The organism is Agrobacterium pusense, assembly GCF_013285525.1.
GTDB lineage: Bacteria > Pseudomonadota > Alphaproteobacteria > Rhizobiales > Rhizobiaceae > Agrobacterium > Agrobacterium pusense.
Map to the genome: position 1 here is coordinate 1,781,380 of NZ_CP053857.1, position 24,916 is coordinate 1,806,295.

Consider the following 24,916-nt stretch of genomic DNA (forward strand, 5'->3'; position numbering starts at 1 on the left):
GGCGGAGGAATTTGTCTACCATTTTTAACAACAATGTCGTGAGCGGCGTTCCATCGCGAGCGGATTTTGCGCAATGAATGTTCTTCGACACCGTTAAACGCCATCCGCAGGTGCGTCTAAATAGGTTTTTTCTGCGGCTTCCAGCGCGAAATCGGTATTTGCAGCGTGGCCGAGGCTTTTCAGGGCGCCGGAGAAGGCCAGGATATTGGCTTTCACGGCATCCCGATGCGCTCTCCGACCGGTGTGATTAAGCCTGATCAACCGTTCCGCGCCGGGGCCGACGCCACCGGAAATGTCCGCGCCTTGCTTCTGGGACACAGCCGCGAAGAATGCCCTGGCTTCGAGGGTATCAGGCAGGATCGCCGTGGAGACGAGGGCGGAAGCGTGCGCCTCTTCCACCCAGGTTGGAATGCCAAGCGCCCTGAGGCCGTTTCGGGTGGCCGTCGCTGCCGTTTTGTGGCGTAGATTGGCGGATGCCAGCCCTTCTGACTCGATCCTGTCGAGGGCGGCCTCCAGCGCGTAAAACTCCAGCGGGGCGGGCGTTCCGGGCAGTGCGCCGCGACCGGCATCGAGCCAGAGTTTTTTCTGGTCCATAAGCGAGAGCATGGAGTTGTCAGGAGCGCCGTCATGCGAAAGAAGCGCCCAGGCCCTTTCGCTGACGGAAATGGCGGAAATGCCGGCCGGGCCGGCCAGCGCCTTTTGCGGGCCGATGACGGCGATATCGATACCTAAACGGTCGACGTCGAAAGCATGTCCGCCAATGGACGCGACGGCATCCACAAGGTTCACGATGCTCCGTTCCCGGGCGAGCGCGGCGATGGCGGGCAGCGGGTTGAGGATGCCGCTTGCCGATTCCGCGTGGACGATGGCGAGAAGGTCGAAATCCGGCCCTTCGTCCAGCGCCCGTTCCACTTCCTCCAGGGTGACCGGCCTTGCCGGGCTGGCGGTCAGATTGCGCACGGTCGCGCCGCCCTTTTCCAGCCAGCCGCCAAACCACGTACCATAAGGGCTGGTGACAATGTTGAGCGCTTTCAGGCCCGGTCGCGCAAGGCTGGTGGCTGCGGCTTCGAGCGCCAGCACGGCTTCCGCCTGTATCAGCAGCACGTCGTTGCTTGTGCTCATCAGCGCGGCCAGCCGGTCGGCAAGGGCAGCATAACGCTCGGCAGGAAAAGCGGGTGGGTCGAGCAGCAATGCATAATCCGGAGCGGGCATGTCTTTTCCTTACGTGGTGATGGTCAGGCGCGGTGCGGCGTCGATCAGGGTTCTGGCGGTCGAGGATTGCGGCGCCGAGACGATATTTCCTGTCGGGCCGATTTCAACGATCCTTCCTGCTTCCATGATGGCGACGCGGTGGCAGACGGCGCGAATGACCGCGAGATCATGGGAGACGAAAATACAGGAAACAGCCGTCTCTCGCTGTATTTCCACCAGCAGTTCAAGGATTTGCCGGCGAACCGAAACATCGAGCGCGGAGACGGCTTCGTCCAGGATGAGAAGCGACGGCTTGAGCCCAATCGCCCGTGCGATCGAGACGCGCTGCCTTTGGCCGCCGGAAAGCTCGAAGACCGAGCGGCCGGCATAGCTGGCGGGCAGGCCAACGCGGTCGAGAAGGCGGCGGACTTCCGCCGCACGCTCGCGTCTTGCGACCGTGCGATGAATGCGCAACGGTTCGCCGATGGCATCTTCGACGCTGGCGCGTGGATTGAAAGCGCCATGAGTGTCTTGAAACACCATCTGCATGTGCTGGCGGGCGGCGCGAAGCTTGCCGCCGTCCAGTGTCAGCCAATTGTGGCCCCTGAAAAGGATCGTGCCTTCGTCGGCCGGGATCAATCGCATGAGAATGCGCGCAAGCGTGGATTTTCCGCAGCCGGAGGGACCGGCAAGTCCCAGCGTCTCACCGGGCCGAAGCGAAAAAGAGATGTCGGAAAGCGCCGCCACCCTTCTTGCGCCGGTGCGGTAGGTCTTGGACAAGCCGTCGACGGTGAGCAGGGCATCGTTCATGACGCGGCCTCGCTGACCAGCGGCGGCGTGGACAGATCGAGGTAATCGGCAAGCAGCGCACGCGTATAGTCATGGACGGGTGCGGACAGCACCCGCCTCGTCGGGCCATGTTCCACCAGCAATCCCGCGCGCAGAACGGCAATCTCGTCGGCAAGGCTGGATGCAAGGCCGATATCATGGGTGATGAAGACCAGCGTCTTGTTTTCCTGCCGCACCAGATCGTCGAGCAGCGTGGCGATGGCGGCCTGGCTAACCGTATCGAGCGCGCTCGTGGCTTCATCGGCAATCAGGATTGAAGGACTGGCTGCAATGGCGGCGGCAATCGTCACGCGTTGCCTCTGGCCGCCGGAGAGCTGGTGCGGATAGGCCCGGATGAGGTGGGAAGGGTGCGGCAGCCGAACCCGCTCCAGAAGATCGCGGGCAAGATCGCGCGCTTGCCGCCATGAGAGGCCTAGATGCCGGACAGCCCCTTCCGCCACCTGTTCGCCGATGGCGAGAACCGGATTCAGCGTTGCGCCGGTGTCCTGAAAGATCGTGCCGATATCCCGCCCTGGCAGCGGCCTGCCGTGGAACAGGCTGTCGCGACTCCACGAAATATCACCGGAAACCTTCGCATGTCCGGGAAGAAGCCCCGCAATCGCCTTGCCGAGCGTCGATTTCCCCGAGCCGCTTTCGCCGATGATCGCCAGCCTCTGGCCTTGCCGGATCGTCAGCGAGACATTCTGCAACGCCGGCGCATCTCTTGCCGCATACCAAACGCTGAGGTCGTCGATCCGGCACAGTGCATTTCCGCTCATGGCGCTCGCCTCCCTGTCGCCATCGCCTTGTTGATGCCTTCACCGAGAAGATGAACGCCGAGAACCATAACCAGAAGGCCGATGCCGGGAATGACCGACAGAAACGCGGCCGAGCGAAGGACATTGCGTCCTTCTGCGATCATCGAACCCCAGGTAACGATATTGGGATCGCCGAGCCCGAGGAAGGATAGGGCGGCTTCGGTCAAAATGGCCGCGGCGACGATGATGGCGGCAAGCGCCATGACCGGCGGCAGGGCATTTGGCAGGATCTGCCTGAATGCGATCTCAAGCGGGTGCATGCCGATGGCGCGGGCGGACTGAACATAGTCGCGCTCGCGGATGCTCAAGACCTGCGCCCGCATCAACCGCGCCGGATCCGCCCATGCGCCAAGCGCAATGGCGAGTATGACAATCGGCATGGAGGGCCCGATTGTACTGACGAAGGCGAGCGCTAGCAGGAAGTTCGGGACGATCTGGAAGGCGTCGGTGACGCGCATCAATGCTTCGTCCACAACGCCGCCGGCAAATCCGGCAATGGTGCCGATGACGGTGCCGATAATCAGCGCGGCTGTGGCGGCGCCTATGCCGACGAGCAGGGAGGCCTGCGCACCATGGGCGACCTCGGCCAGCACGTTGCGGCCCAGCCGATCGGTGCCGAGCGGTAGGGCCGCATCCGTAAAAGGTGTAATCAGCGGTTCGCCAACGATAGCCAGCGGGTCACCTGGAAAGACGGCGGGTGCGGCAAGCGCCGTCAGGGAAAGCAGCACCAGTATGACGGTTCCCGTCATGCCTTCGAAACTGCGCAGGAGCCGGAAAGCGAAACTCATGCGCCTTGTTCCCCGCTGCCAATGCGCGGATCGAGCACGGAATGGACAATGTCGACGGAGAGGTTGACCAGGATGACAAAAACCGCGCTCGTCAGGATGATGCCCATCAACAACGGGGCGTCTCGGCCAGTGACGGCCTCCTGCGCCAGCCGACCAAAACCGGGAATGGCAAAAACGCTTTCGATGACCACGCTGCCGCCCAGCATGGTGGCCGCCTGCAGGCCAAGCACGGTGACAAGCGGCAGGGCGGCGTTGCGGGCGACGTGGCGCAGCACGATCCGTCGTTTTGAAAGCCCCTTGGACTGGGCAAAGAGCACGAAATCCAGCGGCCAGATCGCCGCCATGGCGGTGCGCATCACGCGCAGGAAAAGCGCCAGATAGATCAGCCCGAGACTGGCGACCGGCAGTACGAGATGGCGGCCGATATCCATCGCCCTCGCCATGCCGTGCTTGCCCGAAGCGATGGTTTCGATGCCGGAGGTAGGCAGCCATCTGAATTTCACCGCGAAGACGATGGCGAGCACGAGCCCAAGCCAGAAGCCGGGCGTGGCGTAAAGCGCGAGTGAGAGTGTGGAAAGCGCGCGGTCTGTCGCCCCGTCCGGACGCGCGCCCGCCACGATGCCGAGTGCTGTGCCGAGGATGAAGGCAAGCGTTGTCGCACTGCCCATCAGAAGAAGCGTGTTCGGCAGCCTTTCCAGGATCAGCCCCAGCACAGGCCGGTCGAAGGCAAGCGACCAGCCGAGATCAAGCCGCAGCACCGAACTCGCATAGAGCCAGAAACGGGCCAGCACGGAGCCGTTCAGACCATATTGTTCACGCAGCGCATCGCGCAGCCCGGCATCGCCGCCGCCGATGGAAACGAGATAGGCGTCGACCGCGTCACCCGATGCGTTTTCGAGCAGCAGGAAGGTGAAGACGAGCACGATCAGCAGCACCGGAATGGCGGTGAATGCCCTTCGCCGCAGCAATTTCGCCGCACGTCTCACGGCGTTGCCTCAGGTATCCACCGCCGTATCCGCCCAGTTGGACACCGCCCACCGAGGATTACTGGCGACATGTTTGACCGTATCGCGCGCCACAGTGATGAAACCCCACTCGGCGACGTTGATCAGCGGCAGATCGGCCGCGACCTGTTTCTGGAAGTCCTTGTAAAGCGCCGTGCGCGCGGCGGCATCCACTGTTATCGCCGCCTTGTCGATCAATTCGTCCAGCGTCTTGTTCTCGTAGCCGCCCTGATTGGAGAAGCCGACGCCGGCCGGAATGCCGGAACGGACGAGAATCGTGGTCGATATTGCGGGATCACCGCGGAACACCGGCGGCGCGATGGCGAGATCGAAGGCGTGGTCGGTGTAAACGGCCTTCTGGTGCGCCGCGGCGTCATTGTTCACCAGTTCTGCATCAATCCCGATTTCCTGAAGCGCCTGCCGCAGATAAGAACCGAACTGGCGGGTCTCATTGAAGTAGGGCGCGGGCAGAAGCTTCAGCGAAAAACGTGTTCCATTCGCACCACGCGGATAACCCGCCTCATCCAGGAGAGCGTTGGCCTTGGCGACGTCGAAATCATAGGTCTCAACGTCATTCGTGTAAAATTCCGGCGCATTCTTCGGTACGGGGCCGGTCGATGCAGTGGCGTAACCGAGAAAGACCTTGTCGATGACGAATTTCCTGTCGATGGCGTGCGCGATCGCCTTTCTGACCTTGAGATCCGCCAGTTCCTTGCGGCGATGGTTGATTTCCACCACCAGCTGATAGGTCAGTGCCTCATAGCCATCCGCAATAACCTTTATGCCGGGCTCCTTGGCGATGCGGGCGAGATCGGCTAGCGGCACGGCTGAAAACGCGGCAAGCTGGATTTCTTCGGCCTCCAGCGCAGAGGCCGCGCCGGCCCGATCGGGAAGGACGCGATAGATGATTTCCTCGAGCTGCGGCTGACCTTTGCCCCAATAGTTCGGGTTCCGCGTCAGGCGGTAATATTCGCCAGGTTTATATTCGGAAAAGACAAAAGGCCCAGTGCCCACCGGTTTGGTATTGGCCGGATTTGTGGCGATGTCGGTACCTTCATAGAGGTGTTTCGGCACGACGCTGGTAACCACCGGCAGCGCATTGCGGATGAGCTGGAACGGCGTGGGTTTGGAAAAGCGGAAAATCGCCGTGTGGTCATCAGGCGTTTCCACCGTCTGGAGATTGGCAAAGACCAGCCGCCCGAGATTTTGCAGCGGTTTCCAGACGGAAAGCGCCGAAAACGCAACGTCCGCCGAGGTGAATGGCTTGCCGTCATGCCATGTCACACCCTCGCGCAGCTTGAAGGTGGCGCTGAGCCCGTCATCGGCTCCCTGCCATTCCGTCGCAAGTCGTGGCTCCAGCCCATCGGTGCCGTTGAAGGAGGCCTCGGCCAGGGGCTCGACGATCTTGCTGGCGATGTAAAACACGCCGTTGGAGGCAACGATGGCCGGATTGAGGTTTTTCGGTTCCGAATCGGCGGCGACGATCAGTCGCCCGCCGGATTTCTCCTGTGCGACGGTAATTCCCGCCAATCCCGTGGTTGCGGCCAGCGCGAGCGAGGTCTTGAGAAGCGAGCGGCGGGAAAGCTGGACAGGCGACATGAATTTCACTCCGGAATGAGGGCGAGGCGGGCTTTTCCGCTTGGCCCGCGGCGCGCCGATCTTAAGGCTGCAACCTCGGCAGTGTCCACGTTAATTCGCGCCCTTTACAGCAATGATTTTACGTTGCGGAGAGCTTTGCGGAAACAATATGCCCCGTCTCGGAAAATTCGGTTCTCCAGTCCGCCATCAGCGGCGAATTCGCGGCGGAAAACTCGACATAACCGAATGAAACCAAGCGTTTGATATGTGTTTTGCGAGGCAGCGGATGGCGCTGCGAACCTGTCGAGCGTTTGAAAATCCGTCGGTACGACCCCGTTTGGAAAGGGGTAATTAACCTTTATTTTTTATTTCAAGGAGACCGAAATATGTACGTTTATGATGAGTGTGCACGCTGCCATGAGCTTCTCCCGATCCAGATTTCAGAATTCGTCCAATAGCGTAGGGGAGGGGAGCGAAAACGCCCGTCATGCCGGTGTCCAGACGCCTGCGGGGCAGCGGACGATCGTGACAGCTGCAGGTGCAGCGCCGCGGCAGAACGCTGACGTGATCGCAGCCGATGCCATCGAAGGCCGTGCCGAGATGCCCGGCTGGCAGAATGCCTTCGTGCTTGGCCCGAATGTCCGCTTTACCCGCACGCCGGAGAGCGTCTTTAACCGGCGTATGCCGGTGGAGACGCCGAATATCCCGGACGAGGAGGCGCCCGCTGCCTCCGTACCGGCTGCCGCAGAGCCCGAGACGGCGGTTCGCCAGGATGCGCCGGCACCCCAGCCCGCCGCGAAGCCGGCCGAGCAACGCATGGCGCCGCCGCGCATGCCGTTTCTGCCGCAGCCGCCCGACGCCCGCGGTGCTCGCGCCTTGACTTACAAATTGCGGCTGGAGCTTGCCCGTAAACAGGCGGAAGAGGCTGCCGCAGCCGTGCGGGATCCATCTTCATCGACGTCTGCCGCGCCCGATGCGGAACCCGCAGCGCCGCAGACGATTGAGCCGCAACCTGCCGCGCAGCCGGAAGCTGAGACGCAGACTTCCATTCCCGCCTTTGCCGCCCATCTGCCGGATGAGCTGTTCTGGGAAGTGATGACGCTTGATCTGCCCGGCGATGCGGCTGAAGCTCTTACCGCCGAGGTGCGGAGCGCATTTTCCGTTTCCGCGCCCGCAGCTCCGGCGCCTGTAAACACCGTTCTGACAGCGCCTTCATCCGCAGTGGCTGTCGCTCCCGTCTCGCCCGCAGCCGCCCCGGTTGTCCTTTCGACCGAGCCACCTGTCGTCACCGTACCCGGTGGCTCCGCCATCCGGCTCTATCGGGAAATTGGCGTACGGCAGGCATTCATTCCAGCCGCCGGCGTGGCTCCCGAACAGGAGTTCGCGTCGCAGCCGATAGCGGAAGCTGCCATGGCTGTCGCGCCGCAGCAGCTTGCAGAGCAGATTCAGCCGGTCGAAAGGATCGTTGCCGAGCCGCGTTTTACGCCGCGAGCGCCTATCCCGTCTTCTCAGCCCATGTTCCGTGAAGCACCTGTCTTCGCCGATGGGGAATATGAGTATCCTTCGATTGACCTCCTGCAGGAAGCCCGCGTCCAGCAGACCACGACCATGACACCGGAAGCCCTGGAACAGAGCGCCGGTCTACTCGAAAGCGTGCTGGAGGATTTCGGCATCAAGGGTGAGATCATCGATGTCCGTCCTGGTCCTGTCGTCACGCTCTATGAATTCGAGCCCGCCCCTGGCGTCAAGTCCTCGCGTGTCATCGGTCTCTCTGACGATATCGCGCGCTCCATGTCGGCGCTCTCGGCTCGCGTTGCGGTCGTGCCCGGCCGCAATGTCATCGGCATCGAGCTGCCGAACCCGGTGCGCGAGACGGTTTACCTGCGCGAACTGATCGAGGCGCAGGATTACGCCGAGACACGCCAGAAGCTTGCCCTTTGCCTCGGCAAGACCATCGGCGGCGAACCGGTTATCGCCGAACTTGCGAAGATGCCGCACCTTCTGGTCGCTGGTACCACCGGTTCGGGCAAGTCCGTCGCCATCAACACCATGATCCTGTCGCTGCTCTACCGCCTGAAGCCGGAAGAATGCCGCCTGATCATGGTCGACCCGAAGATGCTCGAGCTCTCGGTCTATGACGGTATTCCGCATCTCCTGACGCCTGTCGTCACCGATCCGAAAAAGGCGGTGATGGCGTTGAAGTGGGCGGTGCGCGAAATGGAAGACCGCTACCGGAAGATGTCGCGTCTCGGCGTGCGCAATATTGATGGCTACAATGCAAGGGCCGCTGCTGCCCGTGCCAAGGGCGAGACGGTGTTCTGCAATGTGCAGACAGGCTTCGATCGCGCCACTGGCGAAGCGGTCTATGAGCAGGAGGAAATGGACCTGACGGCGATGCCCTATATCGTTGTCATCGTCGATGAAATGGCCGACCTGATGATGGTCGCCGGCAAGGAGATCGAAGGTGCGATCCAGCGTCTGGCGCAGATGGCGCGCGCCGCCGGCATCCATCTCATCATGGCAACCCAGCGTCCCTCGGTCGATGTCATCACGGGCACAATCAAGGCCAATTTCCCGACCCGCATCTCCTTCCAGGTGACGTCGAAGATCGACAGCCGCACCATTCTTGGTGAGCAGGGGGCGGAGCATCTGCTCGGCCAGGGCGACATGCTGCATATGATGGGCGGTGGCCGCATTGCCCGCGTTCACGGCCCCTTCGTGTCCGACGAGGAAGTTGAAAAGGTCGTGGCACATCTGAAGACGCAGGGTCGTCCGGAATATCTGGGCACGGTCACTGAAGATGCCGAGGAAGCGGAAGAAGAGGCGGAAGAGGATACGGCTGTCTTCGACAAGACCTCGATGGGCGACGACGACAGCGATGACCTCTATGAAAAGGCCGTCAAAATCGTGATGCGCGACAAGAAGTGCTCGACCTCCTATATCCAGCGCCGCCTTTCGGTGGGCTATAACCGCGCCGCCTCGCTGGTGGAGCGAATGGAGCAGGAAGGCATCGTCGGACCTGCCAACCATGTCGGCAAGCGCGCCATCATCGCCGGCGAGCGCGACCCTTACGATGCGATGGGCTCCGACGACTGATCATCGCGTCACCAAATGAACGAAGGGAGATGTTGCAAACAACATCTCCCTTTTTCTTTGTGTGGCGTTCGTTGCGAATGTCTGCGAAGCCGCTATTTCATTCCCGTTCCGGCGATGCCTGTCGTGATGTAGCGCTGCAGGAACAGGAACACGACCGTGACGGGTGCCAGGCTGAGGAAGGTCATGGCGAGGATATAGTGCCATTGCACAGAGAACTCGCCCTGAAAGGCGTTCAACCCCACCTGCAGCGTGAAATTCTCACGGCTGCTGAGAACGATCAGCGGCCAGAGGAAGTCGTTCCAGCGCCACAAAACCGAGAATATGGCGAGAACCGCGAGCGCCGGGGCCGTCAGCGGCAGGATGATGCGCCAGAAGATGCGGAATTCGCTGGCGGCGTCCACGCGCGCCGCCTCGATCAGTTCGTCGGGGATGGTCAGCATATATTGCCGGAGCAGGAAGACGCCTGTCGGCGTTGCGACGGTGGGAATGATGACGCCCCAGAGATTATCGACGAGGCCGACACCGACGATGACGAGATAGGCCGGCACCATGACGACGGTGAGCGGGATCATCAGAGTGGAGATGATCAGCACGAAGATCGCCTTTTCGCCACGGAAACGGTATTTGGAGAGCGCAAAGGCTGCCATGGCGTTGACGATCAGCGTCAGGACCGTTGCGACGACGGTGACGAAGACCGAGTTCTTGAGGAAGGTCAGGAAGCTGAACTGTGTCAGGGGATCGGTGAAATTCTCCGTCGCGATGGTGAGCTTCTGAACCGGCGTTATTTCCCGTGTATCGACACTGATTGGCGGGCCCGGATTGGCTGGGTCCACCATCTGAGCTTTGAGGCCGATGCGGCGGACCATGGCCATCTCACGCTCTGCGCCGTCGATGGTGGCCTTCCACAGGCTGAGCGGCCTGTCGTAGCCCTGAACCTCCACTTGCACGGCAGCGCGCGGCAGGAGGCTTGGCGGAAACCGCGTGATTTCAGCCTCCGGTTTCAGCGACGACATGGCGGCCCAGACAACCGGGATGAGGACAGCGAGTGTGCCGCCGATGAGCCAGACCCAGGAGAGGATATCGGTGAGGCCGATCCGGCCGGGACGGCGGGTGCGCGTGAGGAAAGAGACGGCATTGGACATGGTCAGGACTCCATCTTTTTGCCAAGGCGCAGCTGCACGAGCGTCAGTGCGAGAAGCACAAGGCCCATCAGCACCGACGCGGCGGAGGCAAGGCCAAACAGCCTGAGATCGCTGCCGAAGGCCATTTGATAGATATATTGCACCACGAATGTATTGGCCGTGCCTGGCCCGCCGCCATTCGTCAAAACCCAGGCTTCATCAAATATCTGCACCGAGCGGATCATCAACAGGATGAGCACGACGAGCAGGTTGGGGCCGAGAAGTGGCAGGGTGATGCGCAAAAGCGTGCGCCGGGGCGAGGCGGCATCGATGGCGGCGGCTTCGTAGAGATCCTTCGGGATGGCCTGAAGGCCGGCGAGCAGGATCAGCGTATAAAAGCCCATGTGGAACCAGACCGAAACGACCACCACGAAAAAGCGCGACCAGCCGACATCAAGCAGGAAGATTTCCGGCGGCACGCCCAGCATCTGGAAGAAGGCGTTGAGCAGGCCGTTGCGGTCCAGAAACCATTTCCAGATGAGGCCGATGACGACGGGCGACAGCAGGACGGGATAAAAGAACATGGCGCGGAAGAAACCGCGCGCGGCTATCGCCCTGTTGAGGATGAGGGCGGTTATGAGCGCGACCAGCAACGTGGCGATGACATTGAAACCGACAAACCACAGCGTGTTCCAGATTGCCGTCCAGAACAGCGATTCCCGGCAGCTTCCCGGGTCCATATAGCTCTGGCAATCCAGCAGCTTGCCGAAATTCTCCAAACCGACAAAGGGGCGGTCGGTGATCAAAAGTTCGGTGCCGCCGGTGAAGGCATAACCGACGGCAATCGCAATCGGCAGGAAGGTGAAGATGCCAAAAAGAACGAGGTTCGGCATCAGGAAGATATAGGGCATGCGCCTTTTGCCGATCAGCCGCTCGATGAAGTTGAGCGGCACCTCGGCAATCGCCATAACGGCGTCAAGCGCGCGGTCGGACAGTCTCGCAAGGGTCGGATTGGCCATGCTACCCTCTCCCTTCGCCCGTTAGGCGCGGCAGCGCCAGTTCGGTGGCGGGATCAAAGACATGAACCTTCTCCCGTGCTGGCATGACCTTCAGCACCGCGCCGGAGGCTGGCGCGAAATGGCCGGCCTGATGCACGATGATCTGGTCCTTCTCACCCTTGATATTGCCGTAGAGATAGGTCTCGGTGCCGAGGCTTTCGTGGTATTGCACCTCGAAGGGCAGGCCGGCATCCGCGATGGTGAAATGCGAGGGTCGGATGCCCGCCAGAACCGCCTGTCCGGGGCTGACGGTTGCCGGATCGACGAGGCAGGGGAGCGACACGCCATAGCCGGCATCGATGGAAATGGTGCCGTCGTCGCGCTTGATGATGGTGCCCTTCAGCATGTTCATGCGCGGGGAACCGAGGAAACCGGCAACGAAGAGGTTGCGCGGATTATCGAAAAGCTCAAGCGGGCTGCCCACCTGTTCGATGCGCCCGGCGCGCAGCACCACGATCTTGTCGGCCATGGTCATGGCTTCCACCTGATCGTGGGTGACATAGATCATCGTTGTCTTGATATCGCGGTGCAGCCGGGTGATTTCTGCGCGCGTCTGCACGCGCAGTGCCGCATCGAGGTTCGACAGCGGCTCGTCGAACAGGAAGATGTCAGGTTCGCGCACGATGGCGCGGCCGATGGCGACGCGCTGGCGCTGGCCGCCGGAAAGCTGTTTCGGCTTGCGGTCGAGATAGGGCTCGATGGCAAGCATCCGCGCCGCCTCGTTGATGCGGTTTTCGATTTCCGACCGCTTGAAGCGCAGGTTTTCCAGGCCGAAGGCGAGGTTCTTGCGCACGCTCATATGCGGATAAAGCGCGTAGGACTGGAAGACCATGGCGATCTTGCGTTCTGCCGGCGACAGTGCGCTGACATCGCGATTTCCGATGGCGATGCTGCCTGATGTGACGTCCTCAAGACCGGCGATGATGCGCAGCAGCGTCGATTTTCCGCAACCCGACGGGCCGACGAAAACGACGAATTCGCCGTTTTCGATCTGGAGATCGATATCATGCAGGACGTGAACGGCGCCGAACGCCTTGTTGAGGTTTTCGAGTTTCAGACTTCCCATCACCTGCTCCCTTCAACCGAGCTCGCCGTCGCGACGATCTCCTGGCTGTTCCAACCCTCGGGCAAGGGCATTGCTCTTTTGATGGCGACATCATCAGCCGAAAAACCGTGAGCGCCCTTAAGGTAGATCGCGGGCATGCCGCCTGGATAATCCTCCATACCGACGATCCGGCCCTCAGCATCCTGCGTCCAGGCATTGGCGCGGCCGGCCGCATCGGCGCTTGGCGCTATATCGGCATTGGTGGGACGCAGGTCATATTGCAGGCCGGTGCCGAGCTTGCCGGGCTCCTGCGCCAGCGTGATGCGCGCAAGCCTGACATTGTGAATGCCGGCTGCCGAGGTGGAGACGAGGTTGATCGCTCCCTCCATCGAACCGCTCAAATCTTCGATAACAAGATTGTCCACCCTGCCTGCCTGCCGTTCGGGGCGGCGGTCAACGACAGTGACTGTCACTGCTTCGCCAGAACCCCAGAAACCACCCGGCGTTTCATGGCACTCGGCCTCGATGCGTGAAAAGCGGATGTTGCGCATGGCGCCGCCATCACGGGAGAAAAGACCCATGCCGCGATTTGACTGCACCACCTTGCAGTCTTCGAACACCACATTAGTGAAATCGCCGAAGGATTCGGTGCCGAGCTTCAGCGCGCAGCTCATGCTGGAAACGGTGCAGCGGCGAACCGCGATATTGGCGCACACGCCCACTGCCTTGCCATCCGGCCCGGCACTGGTCTTGAGACAGATGCCGTCATCCGCAGTCGAGATGAAGCAATCCTCGATCAGCGCGCGGCGGCAGGCATCCAGCACGATGCCATCCGTATTGGGCAGGCGGCGGTCGTTTTCGATGCGCAGATTGCGGAAATGAAGGTCCTCGCAATTGACCATATGCAGCGTCCACATGGGGGAGCCACTGACGTGCAGGTTTTCGAGGCGCACATTACGGCAGGCTTCCAGCACCATCACGCGCGGGCGCTTTTTCGCCGGGATATAGGTTCCCATGGCCGTGTCATCGCCAATGATGAAGTTTTCACCGCCGGCCTCGATACGGCCCGGACCCGTGACGGCGATGTCGTGCGCGCCCTTGGCGATAATCATGCCGCGATCGGAGTCTTCGGCAATCACCGAAACCCGGGTCAGGGCATAAGCGTCGTAATCGGAAACGGGGGCGAGTACCGCGTCTGCTGCAAGGTGCAGTTCCACGCCGCTTTTGAGCTGGAGACCGGCGCTGACATGTCGTCCGGCCGAAAGAGATACGCGCCCGCCACCTGCTGATGATACGGCGTCGATAGCCTGCTGGACGGTCGCCGTGGCATCGAGGCCACTGGCCGCAACTGTGATGTCCTGACTGATGTTCATGATGCTCACGATGTCTTTGGCCTTTTCAGAAAAACGTCGATCAGAAGCAGCATCGTCAGTGCCTGCCCGTAGGGCGTGGGCAGGTTGGGGATGCGGCGGTAAAAATCGAGATCGTGGCCCATTGGCGTGCCGTCGGAGACGCCGTGAACGACGCCTTCCTCATCGATATTGCCGAGCACCGCCTTCAGCGCGCGTTCCGCATGCGGACGGTTCTCTTCATCGAGAATGCCGGCCTCGATGCCGCGCAGAATGCCATAGGCGATGCCGGCCGTCGCCGATGTCTCGACTGGTGAGGTCGGGTCATCGAGCAGCGTATGAAACATGCCGTCTTCACGCTGATATTTTCTCAGCGACCGCACCTGGCTTGAAAGCACATTGGCGAGGAAACGTTTGTCCTTCTGAGCAAGTGTCGGTACCAGTTCAAAGAGTTCGGGAATGGCGACGGTGATCCATGAATTGCCGCGTGCCCAAAACGCGTCCGCGAAATTGTGGCGACCGTTGAAGGTCCAGCCGTGATACCAGAGCCCGGTGACGGGGTCGGAGAGATAGCGCGCATGGATCATGAACTGGTAGACGGCCTCGTCGATCCAGTCCTGCCGTTTGCAGACAACGCCCGCGCGGGCGAGAAACAGACAGGCCATGAACAGCGTGTCGTCCCAGAGCTCCCCCTCATTCAGCCGTTCCTTGACGACATGCTGGAAGCCGCCATCTTCGGTTTTGGGCAATTCATGCACAAGCCAGTCGGCCCAGTCTTCCACCAGCGCGCGGAAATCCGGCCGGTCGACATGTTCTGTCAGGATGACGAGCGGCAGCATCGGCGCGGAACTGTTGATCTGGCGCGGCGGCAGGCCACGGTCGATCTGCCAGCCGTACCATGTCACGAGGTCATCCAGTGCCTTCTGGTCGTTGGCCGCGAGTGCCCGGCGCAGGAAACCATAAAGGCCGACACCCACTTCCCAATCCCATTCATCGAACTGGATCTTGCCATCGGAACTGCCGCTGACCAGACCTTCCTGAATGCCTTTGAGGCGGCTGAAGGCGGCGGCGACATTATCGATCGTTGTCCTGAGAGTGTCTTGTTCCATGCTTGGCTGGTTCATCTGTCAATTCCGCTTAGGAGTAGATGGGTTTTGCAGCGCTGCCCGATGCGGGGTCGGCGCTGTCGAAGGTGATTTTCGGTTGCGGCTGGTCATGGTCGAAGGCCATGGCCTGTCCGCCGATAGTGAAGGCGCCGTCCCAGCTGAGAGTGAATTCCGGCCCGCCGGGTGGCGTGACTGCGAGCAGCCGGCTATCGGCATCGAAGGTGACCCGTGTGGCGAGAATTTTCGCGCGGAAGCCGGCGAAGGCTTGCGCGTCGCCGCAGCCGATAACGCCGATCCAGCCGGCGCGGCGGCCGGGCGATCTAATCTCGCGGTTGGCGGTGGCACCAGAGGTGACGGGTTCAAGTCCGTTCGTCGCGTAAAGGGCCGCGAAGCCGCGGCCGGAACGGGTGATGAGCCAGTTGTCTTCCATCATGACCTCCTCCAGCCCGTCGCGGCCGAGATAGGCGTGGGTCCAGTCGTTGCGGTGATCTTCGGTATCGAAGATCAGCATCGCCAGATCGCGGTGCTGCGCTACGCGCGGCAGGATGCCGCTTCCCGCCCAATAGGAGGGACGCTGGCTGCCCCAGGGATCGTCCTCACCGGGATGATTGACCCACAGTCGCGCCATCGGGTGGCCGGCAAGCTTGATGTCCATGACGTGCTGCTGGTGACCCCTGCGGCCGGTCTTGTGATCGACAACGGTGGAAAGCTGGCCGGCCTCGTTCTTGAACAGCACGAGTTTGCCGGGCTCCAGCCCCTGCGCGTAGCGCGCCTCGACCATGCGGCCGTTTTCCAGCTGGGAGAGGGCGGCAAGATGCGCCGGCGGCAGGTAATCTCCGCAGCAGAACATTGGTAGCGAGGCGACGCCGTTGTTGAGCCAGCCTTTGCCAAAGGCGACCTCAGCAAAGGGCGCCAGTTCCGTCAGCGGCCCGGCGCGCAGTTCCTTGTCATAAGCCCGCCCTTGCGAACCGGAGGGGACACCGCCCAGTGTATGCAGCGCGATCATCTCGAAAATGAGATCGATCTGGTGGCGCGCGCGGGCGGCAAGCTCCGGCTCCGCCCAATGTTCGATGGCGAGAAGACCGATGAAATCGACGGGGTAATAGGCGGCCGAATTCCACTCGGCCAACCCATGCGCCTCGACGCTGTCGAACCAGCGCGCCAGCCGCTCAGCTGCCAGCGCGGCCTGCTGGCGCCCGCTACGGCCGGACGCGGTGAAGGTGGCGTCCGGCAGATAATCGCCGGCCAGCAACTGGCTGGTGTGGAAGCAAAGTACGTGGTTTTCACTCCAGAACCACATGACGTCATTGCCCGGCTCGTCCACCCAGTAACGATAACCAAGGATCGAAGCATCGATCCGTGCCCGCATATCTGCAGGCAACCGGGCCCCATGAGCACGCACCAGCCACAGCAGCGGGATCATGATGAAATCCGAGCAGTCTTCGCGCCTGTCGATGGAGTGCAGCGTTGCATCGATGATGCCGCCGATCGTCTCGATGTCATCGCTGCCGGTGGCGACCATGGCAAGCGCGCGGCCGATGCGCCAGGCGCCGAAACGGGCGCTGAAGGAAAGCGCCGCCTTCTTCCGTTCATTGATGTCGTTAGAGGATGCTTCCGGCGCGATATCACGCATGAAGGCGGCGTCGATGACGCGGGTGACAGTGCCGGAACCCGATCCGAGGGTGATCCTGACGCCGTGATACCCGTCGGCAATGCCTATTGTTTCGGGGATCGTCAGTGAGGATTGCCCGGCTTTCAGCACCGTATCCACTTCCGCAAGCGCGGCGCGCTCATGGCCATGGCTTTTGACGGCGATGTGCACCGGCAGATCGCTTGCCGGCGCTGCGCCAAAGACGAGTTCGAGGGCGCTGCCAGAAAACACGTCGCGGGCAGGGTGCACGTCACGTACCAGCGCGGCCAGGCGCTTCGTCTCTTCCCGGTCGAGCGGCACCGGCAACACGACGGTGAGCGGCGCGGGATCAATAACCTCAAGTTCAAAGAACCAGATGATGTCTCGCTCCGCCAGATCCTCGCAGAGAAGCAGGACCTCGTTGTCGCCGGCCGCCAGATCGAGCGCGATGTCACGGCTGCTTTCGACATTGCGGATAAAGGGTTCGAAACGGACCTGCTCGACGCCGCCTACCCAGATGCGCACGCCGCCACAGGTTCGCAGCCGGAACTGCGCTTTCCGTGCAGTCTCGCTGCGAAACGTGCCCTTCAGCCAGCGCTGCACGTGGGTCGGAACATGCCAGAAGCCGGTGAATTCGACGCGGCGATTGGAGCCGGGCAGGTTGAGGTGGGAGACTGGCCAGCTGGTATCGGGGGCTATGTGGCGGCCAACCATGGTCTGCTGGAAGGCCTTGCGGCAGGGAAGGTCGCCGACATCGACAAAACCGTTGATGAAACGGTAGTTGACCCGATCTTCCGCCGGTGCCGGCGTGCCCGGAAACGATGTTTCCACGAGATCGGAGACGATCCAGGCGGTTACCGTCTCCCCGTCCGTGACGGTGTATGTGGGCTCCGACGTGTTCGCCGTAAATGGTCCATCCGGCATAATGGATCGCCTCCCGTCGATCGGTAATGAAATTATTTTCACAAAACTGTTTTTGCCTCTCGGCGTCGATTTGTGCAATTTCGCCAGAACAAACAGCTTGACGTTTATTCTGTCAAGCCGCAAAACATCACAAATCGAAGTAAGCAGAGGAGCTTTTATTCGATTTATGAAAATCTTTTCATTGGGAGGATGAGCATGATGAAATTGTTTTCGGGTGTCAGCGCCCTGGTATTTGCCTCTGTGGCCGGTCTTTCGGCCGCGCAGGCCGAGACCCGCACGATCACATTTCTTTTTACCGATGACGATCAGGGTTATGTGCAGCGCATGGCAGCGCTCAGCAAGGAGTTCGAGACGGCCAATCCCGGCGTGAAGATCAATTTCGTATCGTCGGGTTATGATGCCGTTTCCAAGCAGCTGCCAGTGCAGCTGGCGGTGGGCGAGGGCCCCGATATTGCCAAGATCACCGACTGGCAGCTCGCGCCCTATTATCTCGACATGCGGCCTTACATGAGGGATGCGGACGCCTTCGCGAAACTGCATGGTGCAAGCCTCGACCAGCTTCGCCTGCCCAATGTCAACGATCCGAAGTCGATCAATGGCTACATGGCGTCGCAGACGCTGAACCTGCCCTTCGTCAACAAGACGCTGTTCGAGCAGGCCGGCGAACCCTTGCCCGGCCCGACCGCCAAATTCAGCGAGATCGTCGAGGCATCCGCCCGTGTCGCCAAGGCGACGGGCGTGCAGATCCCCTTCACCATGGACCGGTCCGGCCACCGTTTCTCAGGCGGCGCCTTCTCTTACGGCTCGACTTATGTGAAGGACGGCAAGTTCAGCTTCCCTGACGATGCGGCAAAAAAATACATCGCCGACCTCTTTTCATGGACGCAAAACGGCAGCTTCCCCAAGGAAATGTGGGGTGCGGCCGGCGGCTCGCAGTACAAGAACATGGGTGACGAGTTCGTCAACGGTAACGTCGTGACGTATCTTGCCGGCAACTGGATGGTCAATCCGTTCCAGAACAAGATCGGCGACACCTTTGAATGGACCGCGATCAATGCTCCCTGCGGCGATGCGGGATGCTACGCGATGCCTGGTGGCACCGCGATCGTTGGCTTCAAGCGCACCAAATACCCTGAAGATGTGGCCCATTTCATCGAGTTCCTCGGCTCCGAAAAGGTTCAGCGGGAAATCGCTGAAAACTACGTCATCCTGACGGGCGCGGAGATTGCCGATCCGCAATACAAGCTGAAGAGCGAAAACGCCAAGGCAGCGATGCAGGTCTTCCTCGACAACAAAAAGAACGTGCCGCAGGCCGCGCGTGATTTCGAACGCGCCAAGGGTGGCAGCGCCATGTATCAACAGATCGTGCAGCGCATGAGCCAGCTTATCGTCGGTGAGTTGACGCTCGATCAGACCTACAAGGTTCTGGAAGATGACATCGCCAAGATCAATGAGGCTGTCGCGGTCAAGAAATAAGAGCGCCGCTTCGAGATAAAAAGTCGATCTGCCCGGGGCGACGCGTCGGGCAAATCGCGCCTTCATCTGCCGGCCGCTCTTTCACATGCGATCTATCTTAATCAGCATGCCGAAAAAAAACTGCCATACGCCCGGCGTAAAGCTGACGGCGCGCCGAGGCTTTGCGCGCTCCCCTTTCGTCACGCGTCAAATCACAGGATTCATCATGCCCAAATTGAAGATGTCGTCCATTCCCTCCGCACGCTCGGCACTGCTTGCCTCCGTTGCATTGCTGGTGCTCGTTTCGAGCGCCGAAGCATTCGATAGCAAGGCACCGGCTGGTCAGGGCTATGCCATCGCCGTGACGGAGCCGACTGCGGCCTACCCGCTGCCGCTTGCCGATAATTATCGCAACCAGACGGGCAAGAATGAGAAGGGCGAGGATGTCCGTGCCTATGACGACCATGACAATCCCGTCATCAAAATCCTCTCAGGCTTCAACCGGATCTGGACGCTTGGCGATGAGAAATGGGCCGCTGGTGGCGCCAACGGCGATGGTCCGACGGATTTTAGCCGTGCGAAGGCCGTTAATCCCGCGATCTGGCAGGAAAACATGCGCTATGTGCTGTCTGTGACCGGGGAAAACCGAACGACCGCCGCCGCTTTCAATGCCTACATGAATGATCGGCGCTCGCAGAGCTACAGCGTGATCAACGGCATGGGACCGCTTGCCGATTGGTATCGTGAGGGGTCGGGTGCGACCACCACGATCAACCATACACTTGCAGACTTCGATCCGAACGAGGTGATTACCCGCAAGGAGGAGGACAAGGGTACGGAAGCCGGAACGGCCGAATCCGAGTTAAAGAGCGTCGTGGCCTTGATGAAGGCGATCCGCGGACCGGAAGCCACGACATCGCCCGCGAAATACTTTTATTCCTCGCCGCGCCCGTGGCGGATGAACGATAAGGGTGAGGTCGTCGACAAGGGGACCGAGACCATCGGCGATCGTACCTTCGAAGGCTACGAATCCAGTGCCGGCATTGTTGTCCCGGCGCTGAAATATGCGCGCGAAAATCGCGGCCGCGGCAAGGATGGCGGCTTTCCAAGCGGCCACACCAACGCCGCCTATCTTGCTGCGATTGCCTATGCTTATGCCGTGCCGGAGCGATTTTCCGAGTTGCTGACGGCAGCTTCGCAACTGGGCGAAAGCCGCATCGTTGCCGGCATGCATTCCCCGGTCGATGTGATCGGGGGCCGCATAACGGCAACCGCAATCGCCGCTGCCGTCTTGCAGGATCCGAAGAACGTAGAGATCAAGAAGGCAGCCCATGACGACCTGCAGGCCTATTTCGTAAAACGCCTGCCGCAGGGCCAGTCTCTTATCCAGTTCGCCCATAGCGCGGGTCTGGAAAGCGACCCCTATGCCGATGCGGCGAAAAACCAGGCCGATTATCGCCGGCGCATGACCTATTCCTTCAGCCGCAACATGGCTGGGGTCGATGCACCCATGGTGGTGCCGAAGGGCGCCGAGGTTCTGCTCGAAACACGCCTGCCTTATCTTAATGCCGCACAACGTCGCGCCGTGCTGTTTTCCACCGGCATCGAGGCGGGTTATCCGCTGCTCGATGACAGCAACGGCTGGGGACGCATTAATCTGGTGGCCGCTGCCGGTGGTTATGGTGCCTTTGACGGCGATGTCGAAGTGACGATGGACGCTGCGGCCGGTGGCTTCAATGCGGCAGACCGCTGGACGAATGATATTGCCGGGGCAGGGCGGCTCGTCAAATCCGGCAGTGGGGCGCTGACGCTCAGCGGCAACAATAGCTATGGCGGCGGCACGATTGTCAGGGATGGAACCTTGGTTGCGTCTTCCGCCGATGCGCTTGGAACCGGTGGCGTGCTGGTCGCTGGCGGCACGCTCTCGCTTGCGGCGGGCAAGGATGTCGCCATCGGCGGTGATTATACGCAATCCGGCGGCACGCTGGCGCTTGATCCGCAAAAGATTGCTCTGCGCGTCAAAGGCAATGTGGTGCTAGACGGCGCGACGCTGAAGCTCGCTTTCGAAGGCGGCGCGTCGGCCGCCGGCACGCGGCTCGACGTCATCTCCGCCAACGGCCTGACCGGGACATTCGCCACGATAGATGCGGGCAACGTGAAGGTGCGGCCGGTCTATACCGGTTCGGCACTGTCGGTGGTGGTCGAATAGGCCGATGCAAGAGGCCTGCCGGGCGCGGCTTAAGCCGCCGCGCCCGGGGCTTCGGTTCAAGAGTTCTGCCGTCGCATCAGCAGGAAGATGACCGGTGCGGCGAGCACCGAAACGATGGCGGCAATGATGAAGGAGGCTTGATAGCCGAATTTTTCGGCAATCGCGCCTGCGCCCAGCCCGCCAATCATGCCGACAACGCCATCCATGCACTGGAACAGGGTGAAATCGACCCCGGCCTGCCGGGGGTCGGACCAGCCCATGAAGCAGGCGTAAAGCGCGACGAAGCCGATGGACATGATGCCCGACGAGCTAGCCACCGCAACCGCCATGACGACCCATTGCGAAATATCGCGATGAACGCTGAAATAGGCGAAAAGGCACAACAGCGCAGTCTGCACGAAGATGGCGATGAGCAGGATTCGTGACGCCCCGTAGAGGCGTACCAGCGTTCCGCCGAGCAGCGCGCCGGCGAAACCGACGATCATGCTGCCCACGCCATTCAGTGCGCCGATGGTGGCGAGATCGAAACCGTAATCGACCAGGAACGGGCCGAGCATTGCCAGACCCCATTTCTGCGCCGCGACATAAACGGCCGCTACGAGAAGGCCGGTGCGGACTTCCCGACGCTTGAGCGCGTTTTTGATCGATGGCAGGTGGTCCCGTGTTTGCGGGACCGTTCTTGCCGCCGGGCCGAGCAGGAAGGGGAGCGCGAGCAGGATGACCAGCCCGGCCATGACCAGCGTGGCGCTCGTCCAGCCGGCGCAGTCCACCAGCACCAGAAACAGGCCGGCGCCGATGGCGGAGCCGAGATAGGAGCCGCCTACCTGTGCGGCGTTGCCCCATCCATGATGCTCTTCCGCCAGCGTTTCGACCGCATAGCCGTCGCAGGCGATGTCGACTGTCGCCGTCACCAGCGCGATTACCGACAGGATGGCGATTGCGACGGAAACCGGCGACGGGCCGGTGAAAGCAAGAACAGCGAGGCCGCAGGCGCAGGCGGCGATGCCCGTGCCGACGATCACCCGCGACCGGTTCCTGCCAACGGGCGGCAGCCGGTAACGCTCCACATGCGGCGACCAGAGGAATTTCAGCGCCCAGGGCAGAACGACGAGATAAAGAAGGCCGATCTGGTCCAGCGGCAGTCCGGCGGTTCTGAGCACCGCCGGCAGGCCGAGAAAGGTCAGCCCGCCAATCACGCTCTGGCCGACATAAAGCCCGCCGACCGCCACGAAGACGGCGGCCGGCGACGGCTTGGTTGTGGCAGGGTTCTGCTGCAGCATCAGAAGCGATACCGGATGCTGCCGACGACCTTGCGGCCTTCGTCATAATAGCAGAAGCCTGTGGTGCAGACCTGTTTCACCTCGTCGAGAAGGTTGGTGGCGTTGATCTGCAATTTCACGCCTTCCAGCGAGGGCAGGGCCTTGCCGAGATCGTAGCGCAGCGAGGCGTCGACGAAGGTGCGGGCCTCATTGACAAGAATGGGGGTGTGCTGGTTGTCGCCGAAGCTCGATCCGACGTAACGAACGCCCGCGCCGATGCCGAGGCCTTCGAGCGCACCGCTCTGGAACTCGTAATCGGCCCACAGCGAGAAGGTGTGATAGGGCGAGGAATTGAGCTGCTTGCCCACCGTTTCCGACGTCAGTTTGGTAATTTCAACGTCGTTATAGGAATAGGAGCCGATGAGGCTCCAGCCATTGTCGAGCGAGGCCGTGGCTTCGAGTTCCACGCCGCGCGAGCGCAGGTCGAGCTGGCGCAGCAGGTTGATGCCGGACGAGGTCTCATAGACCGTCGCATTGTCCTGATCGAGATTGAAGAACGCGGCGCTCAGCAGGGCGTTATATTGCGGCAGGGCATATTTCACGCCGAGCTCATATTGCTTGCCGAGCGTCGGCTGCGCCTGTCCCGTTACCGTTCCCGTGGTGATGATGACGCCCGGATTGGCGACGAAGGAGGTGCCGTAGCTGATATAGGGCATCACGCCGCTGTCAAAGACATAACCGAGGCTGGCGCGGCCGGTCGTCTTGGTTTCATCGCCATCATAGATGGGAGCCGCTGCGTCTCCGACGGTCTGGGCCTGATATTCGGTGTCCAGCCAGTCGTGACGAATGCCGGCCGTCAGGCGCCAGCGGTCGATTTCGACCTGATCCTGCGCATAGATGCCGAGCGTGTTCATCCTCTGCTTCAGTATCAGCGACACATCAGGCACATAGGTGAAGGTGTCGGTGAAGGGGCTGGCGCCGCTGCCCTGTTTTGAGGTGTAGGACATGTGGCTGAAGTCGATACCGGTCAGCAGCGTATGTTTCGCCGGGCCTGTGGCGAATTCTGTCTTCAAGTAATTGTCGGCGGAGACGCCTTCATTGTCCTCGATGGTGATGCCGGGATAGTTGGCGAAGACCCATTGCTGGTCGGCCGAAAGGGCCGAATAACGCGCCTTGCTGTAGAAGGTGACGTTGTCGTTGATTTCATGCTCGAACTCATAGCCGACACGCCATTGTTTCTGCTCGAAATCATTAAAACGGGAATCGCCGCCATAAACCGGCGTCGCGCCGATCGACTTGCCGTCGCTGCCGTAATTGTTGATGTATCCCCAGGTGCCGCCGGTGGTGCTGTCCATATATTCGCCGAGCAACGTCAGCTTGGTGCCGGCATCCGGCTGGAAGGTGAAGGCCGGCGCGATGAACAGCCGGTCGTCCTTGATGGCGCTGATCTCGTTGCGGCCGTCGCGGGCCACCCCGGTCAGGCGGTAAAGCATGGTCTTCTCGTCATCGACGGCGCCGGAAAGATCGAAAGCGCCCTGCACGCGGCCGAAGGAGCCATATTGCAGCTCCACCTCGCGCAGCGTCTCTTCGGTCGGGCGTTTCGAGATGATATCGACAATGCCGCCGGAGCTGCTTGCACCATAGATGGAGGCGGCGGGACCGCGCAGGATGGAAACAGCTTCCACGCCATAGGGCTCGAGCCGGGCACTGCCGTTCTGGCTGCTGACCTGCCGCAGGCCGTCGCGGAAGATGCCGGTGGTGCTGAGATCGGTGCCGCGCACCTTGAAGGCGTCGAAACGCGGCTCCGCGCCATATTGGCCGATGCGCGCGCCGGGCGTGTAGTTCAGCGCTTCCGAGAGGTTCTGCGGCTTCAGGTCGTCAAGCTGCTTGCGGCTGACGGTGGTGATCGACTGGGCGGTTTCGGCAACCGGCGTATCGGTCTTGGTGGCGGTGCGGCCGGATTTGCCGACATAGCCATCGCTCTCGATGATGCCCCTGGCGCCTTCAAGGCCGGTGCCCTGTACGGTGATCGGCGCAAGCAGGGTGCTGCCGGCGGCAGCCGAACCGCCGCTTTCGGCGGTCTGGCTGGCGGGATCGAAAATGCGGACGGTATTGCCGCCGGCCAATGCATAGTTCAGTCCCGATCCGGCCAGAAGCCCGCTGACTGCCGCCGATACGCTGAGCGTGCCCTTGACGCCGACCGTGCTGCGACCCCTGGTGATCGCGGAGGGGTAGACCATGCGCAGATTGGCCTGGCGGCCGAAGCTGAGAATGGCGTTTTCCAGCGGCCCTGCGGGAATGGAGACGGTGAAGGTGGCGGGTGCGCCGCTTGCGGCGGGCGGTGTCTGCGCGCTGGCGGTCGTGGCGCCCGGACCAGCCGAGACGATGCCCCCGATAATCGCCGTCGTCGTCAGCCAGAACCAGCCGCGTGCCTGCTTACCCAAATTCATGTCATTC

Annotated in this window: 17 protein-coding genes; 3 read left to right on the forward strand and 14 right to left on the reverse strand. The window is 61.4% G+C overall.

Annotated elements, in window-relative coordinates; translation table 11 throughout:
* Positions 1-93 precede the first annotated feature (93 nt).
* From HQN82_RS21730 to HQN82_RS21755, 6 genes are read right to left on the reverse strand one after another with little or no spacing between them, the layout of a single operon-like run.
* On the reverse strand, positions 94-1,212 hold the full coding sequence (locus HQN82_RS21730; RefSeq protein ID WP_173615909.1) for a pyridoxal-phosphate-dependent aminotransferase family protein: 1,119 nt from the start codon (positions 1,210-1,212) through the stop codon (positions 94-96).
* Between the two features lie 9 nt (positions 1,213-1,221).
* Positions 1,222-2,001, reverse strand: a complete 780-nt coding sequence (locus HQN82_RS21735; RefSeq protein ID WP_173615910.1) for an ABC transporter ATP-binding protein — start codon at positions 1,999-2,001, stop codon at positions 1,222-1,224.
* Complete coding sequence (locus HQN82_RS21740; RefSeq protein WP_022563725.1) at positions 1,998-2,798, reverse strand: ABC transporter ATP-binding protein; 801 nt, start codon at positions 2,796-2,798, stop codon at positions 1,998-2,000. Before HQN82_RS21740 ends, HQN82_RS21735 begins: the two co-directional genes overlap by 4 nt.
* Positions 2,795-3,625 (reverse strand): ABC transporter permease, encoded by an 831-nt coding sequence (locus tag HQN82_RS21745; RefSeq protein WP_173615911.1) that lies wholly within the window; start codon positions 3,623-3,625, stop codon positions 2,795-2,797. The genes HQN82_RS21740 and HQN82_RS21745 overlap by 4 nt, the downstream gene beginning before the upstream one ends.
* A complete protein-coding gene (locus tag HQN82_RS21750; RefSeq protein WP_077986375.1) occupies positions 3,622-4,611 on the reverse strand; it encodes an ABC transporter permease in 990 nt (329 codons plus the stop codon). The genes HQN82_RS21745 and HQN82_RS21750 overlap by 4 nt, the downstream gene beginning before the upstream one ends.
* Positions 4,612-4,620: 9 nt before the next feature.
* Positions 4,621-6,228, reverse strand: coding sequence for an ABC transporter substrate-binding protein (locus HQN82_RS21755; RefSeq protein ID WP_034498136.1), 1,608 nt, complete (start codon positions 6,226-6,228; stop codon positions 4,621-4,623).
* Positions 6,229-6,603: 375 nt separating this feature from the next.
* Here HQN82_RS21755 and HQN82_RS21760 point away from each other — a divergent pair, with 375 nt between their 5' ends.
* A complete protein-coding gene (locus HQN82_RS21760; protein WP_173615912.1) occupies positions 6,604-9,303 on the forward strand; it encodes a DNA translocase FtsK in 2,700 nt (899 codons plus the stop codon).
* Positions 9,304-9,395: 92 nt separating this feature from the next.
* Here the strand turns inward: HQN82_RS21760 and HQN82_RS21765 are convergent, their stop codons facing one another.
* Genes HQN82_RS21765 through HQN82_RS21790 form a run of 6 tightly spaced genes read right to left on the reverse strand, consistent with a single transcriptional unit; the run spans position 9,396 to position 17,536 of the window.
* A complete protein-coding gene (locus tag HQN82_RS21765) occupies positions 9,396-10,445 on the reverse strand; it encodes a carbohydrate ABC transporter permease (protein ID WP_022563731.1) in 1,050 nt (349 codons plus the stop codon).
* A gap of 2 nt (positions 10,446-10,447) precedes the next feature.
* Positions 10,448-11,443, reverse strand: a complete 996-nt coding sequence (locus HQN82_RS21770; protein WP_034498130.1) for a carbohydrate ABC transporter permease — start codon at positions 11,441-11,443, stop codon at positions 10,448-10,450.
* 1 nt (position 11,444) lies between these two features.
* Positions 11,445-12,548, reverse strand: coding sequence for an ABC transporter ATP-binding protein (locus HQN82_RS21775; protein WP_022563733.1), 1,104 nt, complete (start codon positions 12,546-12,548; stop codon positions 11,445-11,447).
* Positions 12,548-13,900 (reverse strand): polygalacturonase PglB, encoded by a 1,353-nt coding sequence (gene pglB, locus HQN82_RS21780; RefSeq protein WP_048902986.1) that lies wholly within the window; start codon positions 13,898-13,900, stop codon positions 12,548-12,550. The genes HQN82_RS21775 and pglB overlap by 1 nt, the downstream gene beginning before the upstream one ends.
* Before the next feature lie 5 nt (positions 13,901-13,905).
* Positions 13,906-15,000, reverse strand: coding sequence for a beta-galactosidase BglB (gene bglB / locus HQN82_RS21785; protein ID WP_173615913.1), 1,095 nt, complete (start codon positions 14,998-15,000; stop codon positions 13,906-13,908).
* 13 nt (positions 15,001-15,013) lie between these two features.
* The gene (locus HQN82_RS21790) at positions 15,014-17,536 is read right to left on the reverse strand and encodes a hypothetical protein (protein WP_173615914.1); all 2,523 of its coding nucleotides are present in this window, start codon (positions 17,534-17,536) and stop codon (positions 15,014-15,016) included.
* A 195-nt stretch (positions 17,537-17,731) separates the two neighbouring features.
* On the opposite strand from HQN82_RS21790, the gene HQN82_RS21795 reads away from it, so the two are divergent.
* Both HQN82_RS21795 and HQN82_RS21800 read left to right on the forward strand, forming a co-directional pair.
* On the forward strand, positions 17,732-19,012 hold the full coding sequence (locus HQN82_RS21795; protein WP_173615915.1) for an ABC transporter substrate-binding protein: 1,281 nt from the start codon (positions 17,732-17,734) through the stop codon (positions 19,010-19,012).
* A gap of 205 nt (positions 19,013-19,217) precedes the next feature.
* Positions 19,218-21,200 carry a phosphatase PAP2 family protein gene (locus HQN82_RS21800; RefSeq protein WP_173615916.1) on the forward strand — a complete coding sequence of 661 codons (1,983 nt, stop codon included), beginning with the start codon at positions 19,218-19,220 and terminating at the stop codon, positions 21,198-21,200.
* Between the two features lie 56 nt (positions 21,201-21,256).
* Here the strand turns inward: HQN82_RS21800 and HQN82_RS21805 are convergent, their stop codons facing one another.
* Both HQN82_RS21805 and HQN82_RS21810 read right to left on the reverse strand, forming a co-directional pair.
* Complete coding sequence (locus tag HQN82_RS21805; protein WP_173615917.1) at positions 21,257-22,480, reverse strand: MFS transporter; 1,224 nt, start codon at positions 22,478-22,480, stop codon at positions 21,257-21,259.
* Positions 22,480-24,909 carry a TonB-dependent siderophore receptor gene (locus HQN82_RS21810; protein ID WP_173615918.1) on the reverse strand — a complete coding sequence of 810 codons (2,430 nt, stop codon included), beginning with the start codon at positions 24,907-24,909 and terminating at the stop codon, positions 22,480-22,482. The genes HQN82_RS21805 and HQN82_RS21810 overlap by 1 nt, the downstream gene beginning before the upstream one ends.
* Positions 24,910-24,916: the final 7 nt, after the last annotated feature.

Excerpts from the sequence above, each read along its gene's own strand:
- HQN82_RS21730 (WP_173615909.1), bottom strand. The coding sequence starts at position 1,212 with ATGCCCGCTCCGGATTATGCATTGCTGCTCGACCCACCCGCTTTTCCT.
- HQN82_RS21735 (WP_173615910.1), bottom strand. The coding sequence starts at position 2,001 with ATGAACGATGCCCTGCTCACCGTCGACGGCTTGTCCAAGACCTACCGC.
- HQN82_RS21740 (WP_022563725.1), bottom strand. The coding sequence starts at position 2,798 with ATGAGCGGAAATGCACTGTGCCGGATCGACGACCTCAGCGTTTGGTAT.
- HQN82_RS21745 (WP_173615911.1), bottom strand. The coding sequence starts at position 3,625 with ATGAGTTTCGCTTTCCGGCTCCTGCGCAGTTTCGAAGGCATGACGGGA.
- HQN82_RS21755 (WP_034498136.1), bottom strand. The coding sequence starts at position 6,228 with ATGTCGCCTGTCCAGCTTTCCCGCCGCTCGCTTCTCAAGACCTCGCTC.
- HQN82_RS21760 (WP_173615912.1), top strand. The coding sequence starts at position 6,604 with ATGATGAGTGTGCACGCTGCCATGAGCTTCTCCCGATCCAGATTTCAG.
- HQN82_RS21765 (WP_022563731.1), bottom strand. The coding sequence starts at position 10,445 with ATGTCCAATGCCGTCTCTTTCCTCACGCGCACCCGCCGTCCCGGCCGG.
- HQN82_RS21770 (WP_034498130.1), bottom strand. The coding sequence starts at position 11,443 with ATGGCCAATCCGACCCTTGCGAGACTGTCCGACCGCGCGCTTGACGCC.
- HQN82_RS21775 (WP_022563733.1), bottom strand. The coding sequence starts at position 12,548 with ATGGGAAGTCTGAAACTCGAAAACCTCAACAAGGCGTTCGGCGCCGTT.
- pglB (WP_048902986.1), bottom strand. The coding sequence starts at position 13,900 with ATGAACATCAGTCAGGACATCACAGTTGCGGCCAGTGGCCTCGATGCC.
- bglB (WP_173615913.1), bottom strand. The coding sequence starts at position 15,000 with ATGAACCAGCCAAGCATGGAACAAGACACTCTCAGGACAACGATCGAT.
- HQN82_RS21790 (WP_173615914.1), bottom strand. The coding sequence starts at position 17,536 with ATGCCGGATGGACCATTTACGGCGAACACGTCGGAGCCCACATACACC.
- HQN82_RS21795 (WP_173615915.1), top strand. The coding sequence starts at position 17,732 with ATGATGAAATTGTTTTCGGGTGTCAGCGCCCTGGTATTTGCCTCTGTG.
- HQN82_RS21800 (WP_173615916.1), top strand. The coding sequence starts at position 19,218 with ATGCCCAAATTGAAGATGTCGTCCATTCCCTCCGCACGCTCGGCACTG.
- HQN82_RS21805 (WP_173615917.1), bottom strand. The coding sequence starts at position 22,480 with ATGCTGCAGCAGAACCCTGCCACAACCAAGCCGTCGCCGGCCGCCGTC.
- HQN82_RS21810 (WP_173615918.1), bottom strand. The coding sequence starts at position 24,909 with ATGAATTTGGGTAAGCAGGCACGCGGCTGGTTCTGGCTGACGACGACG.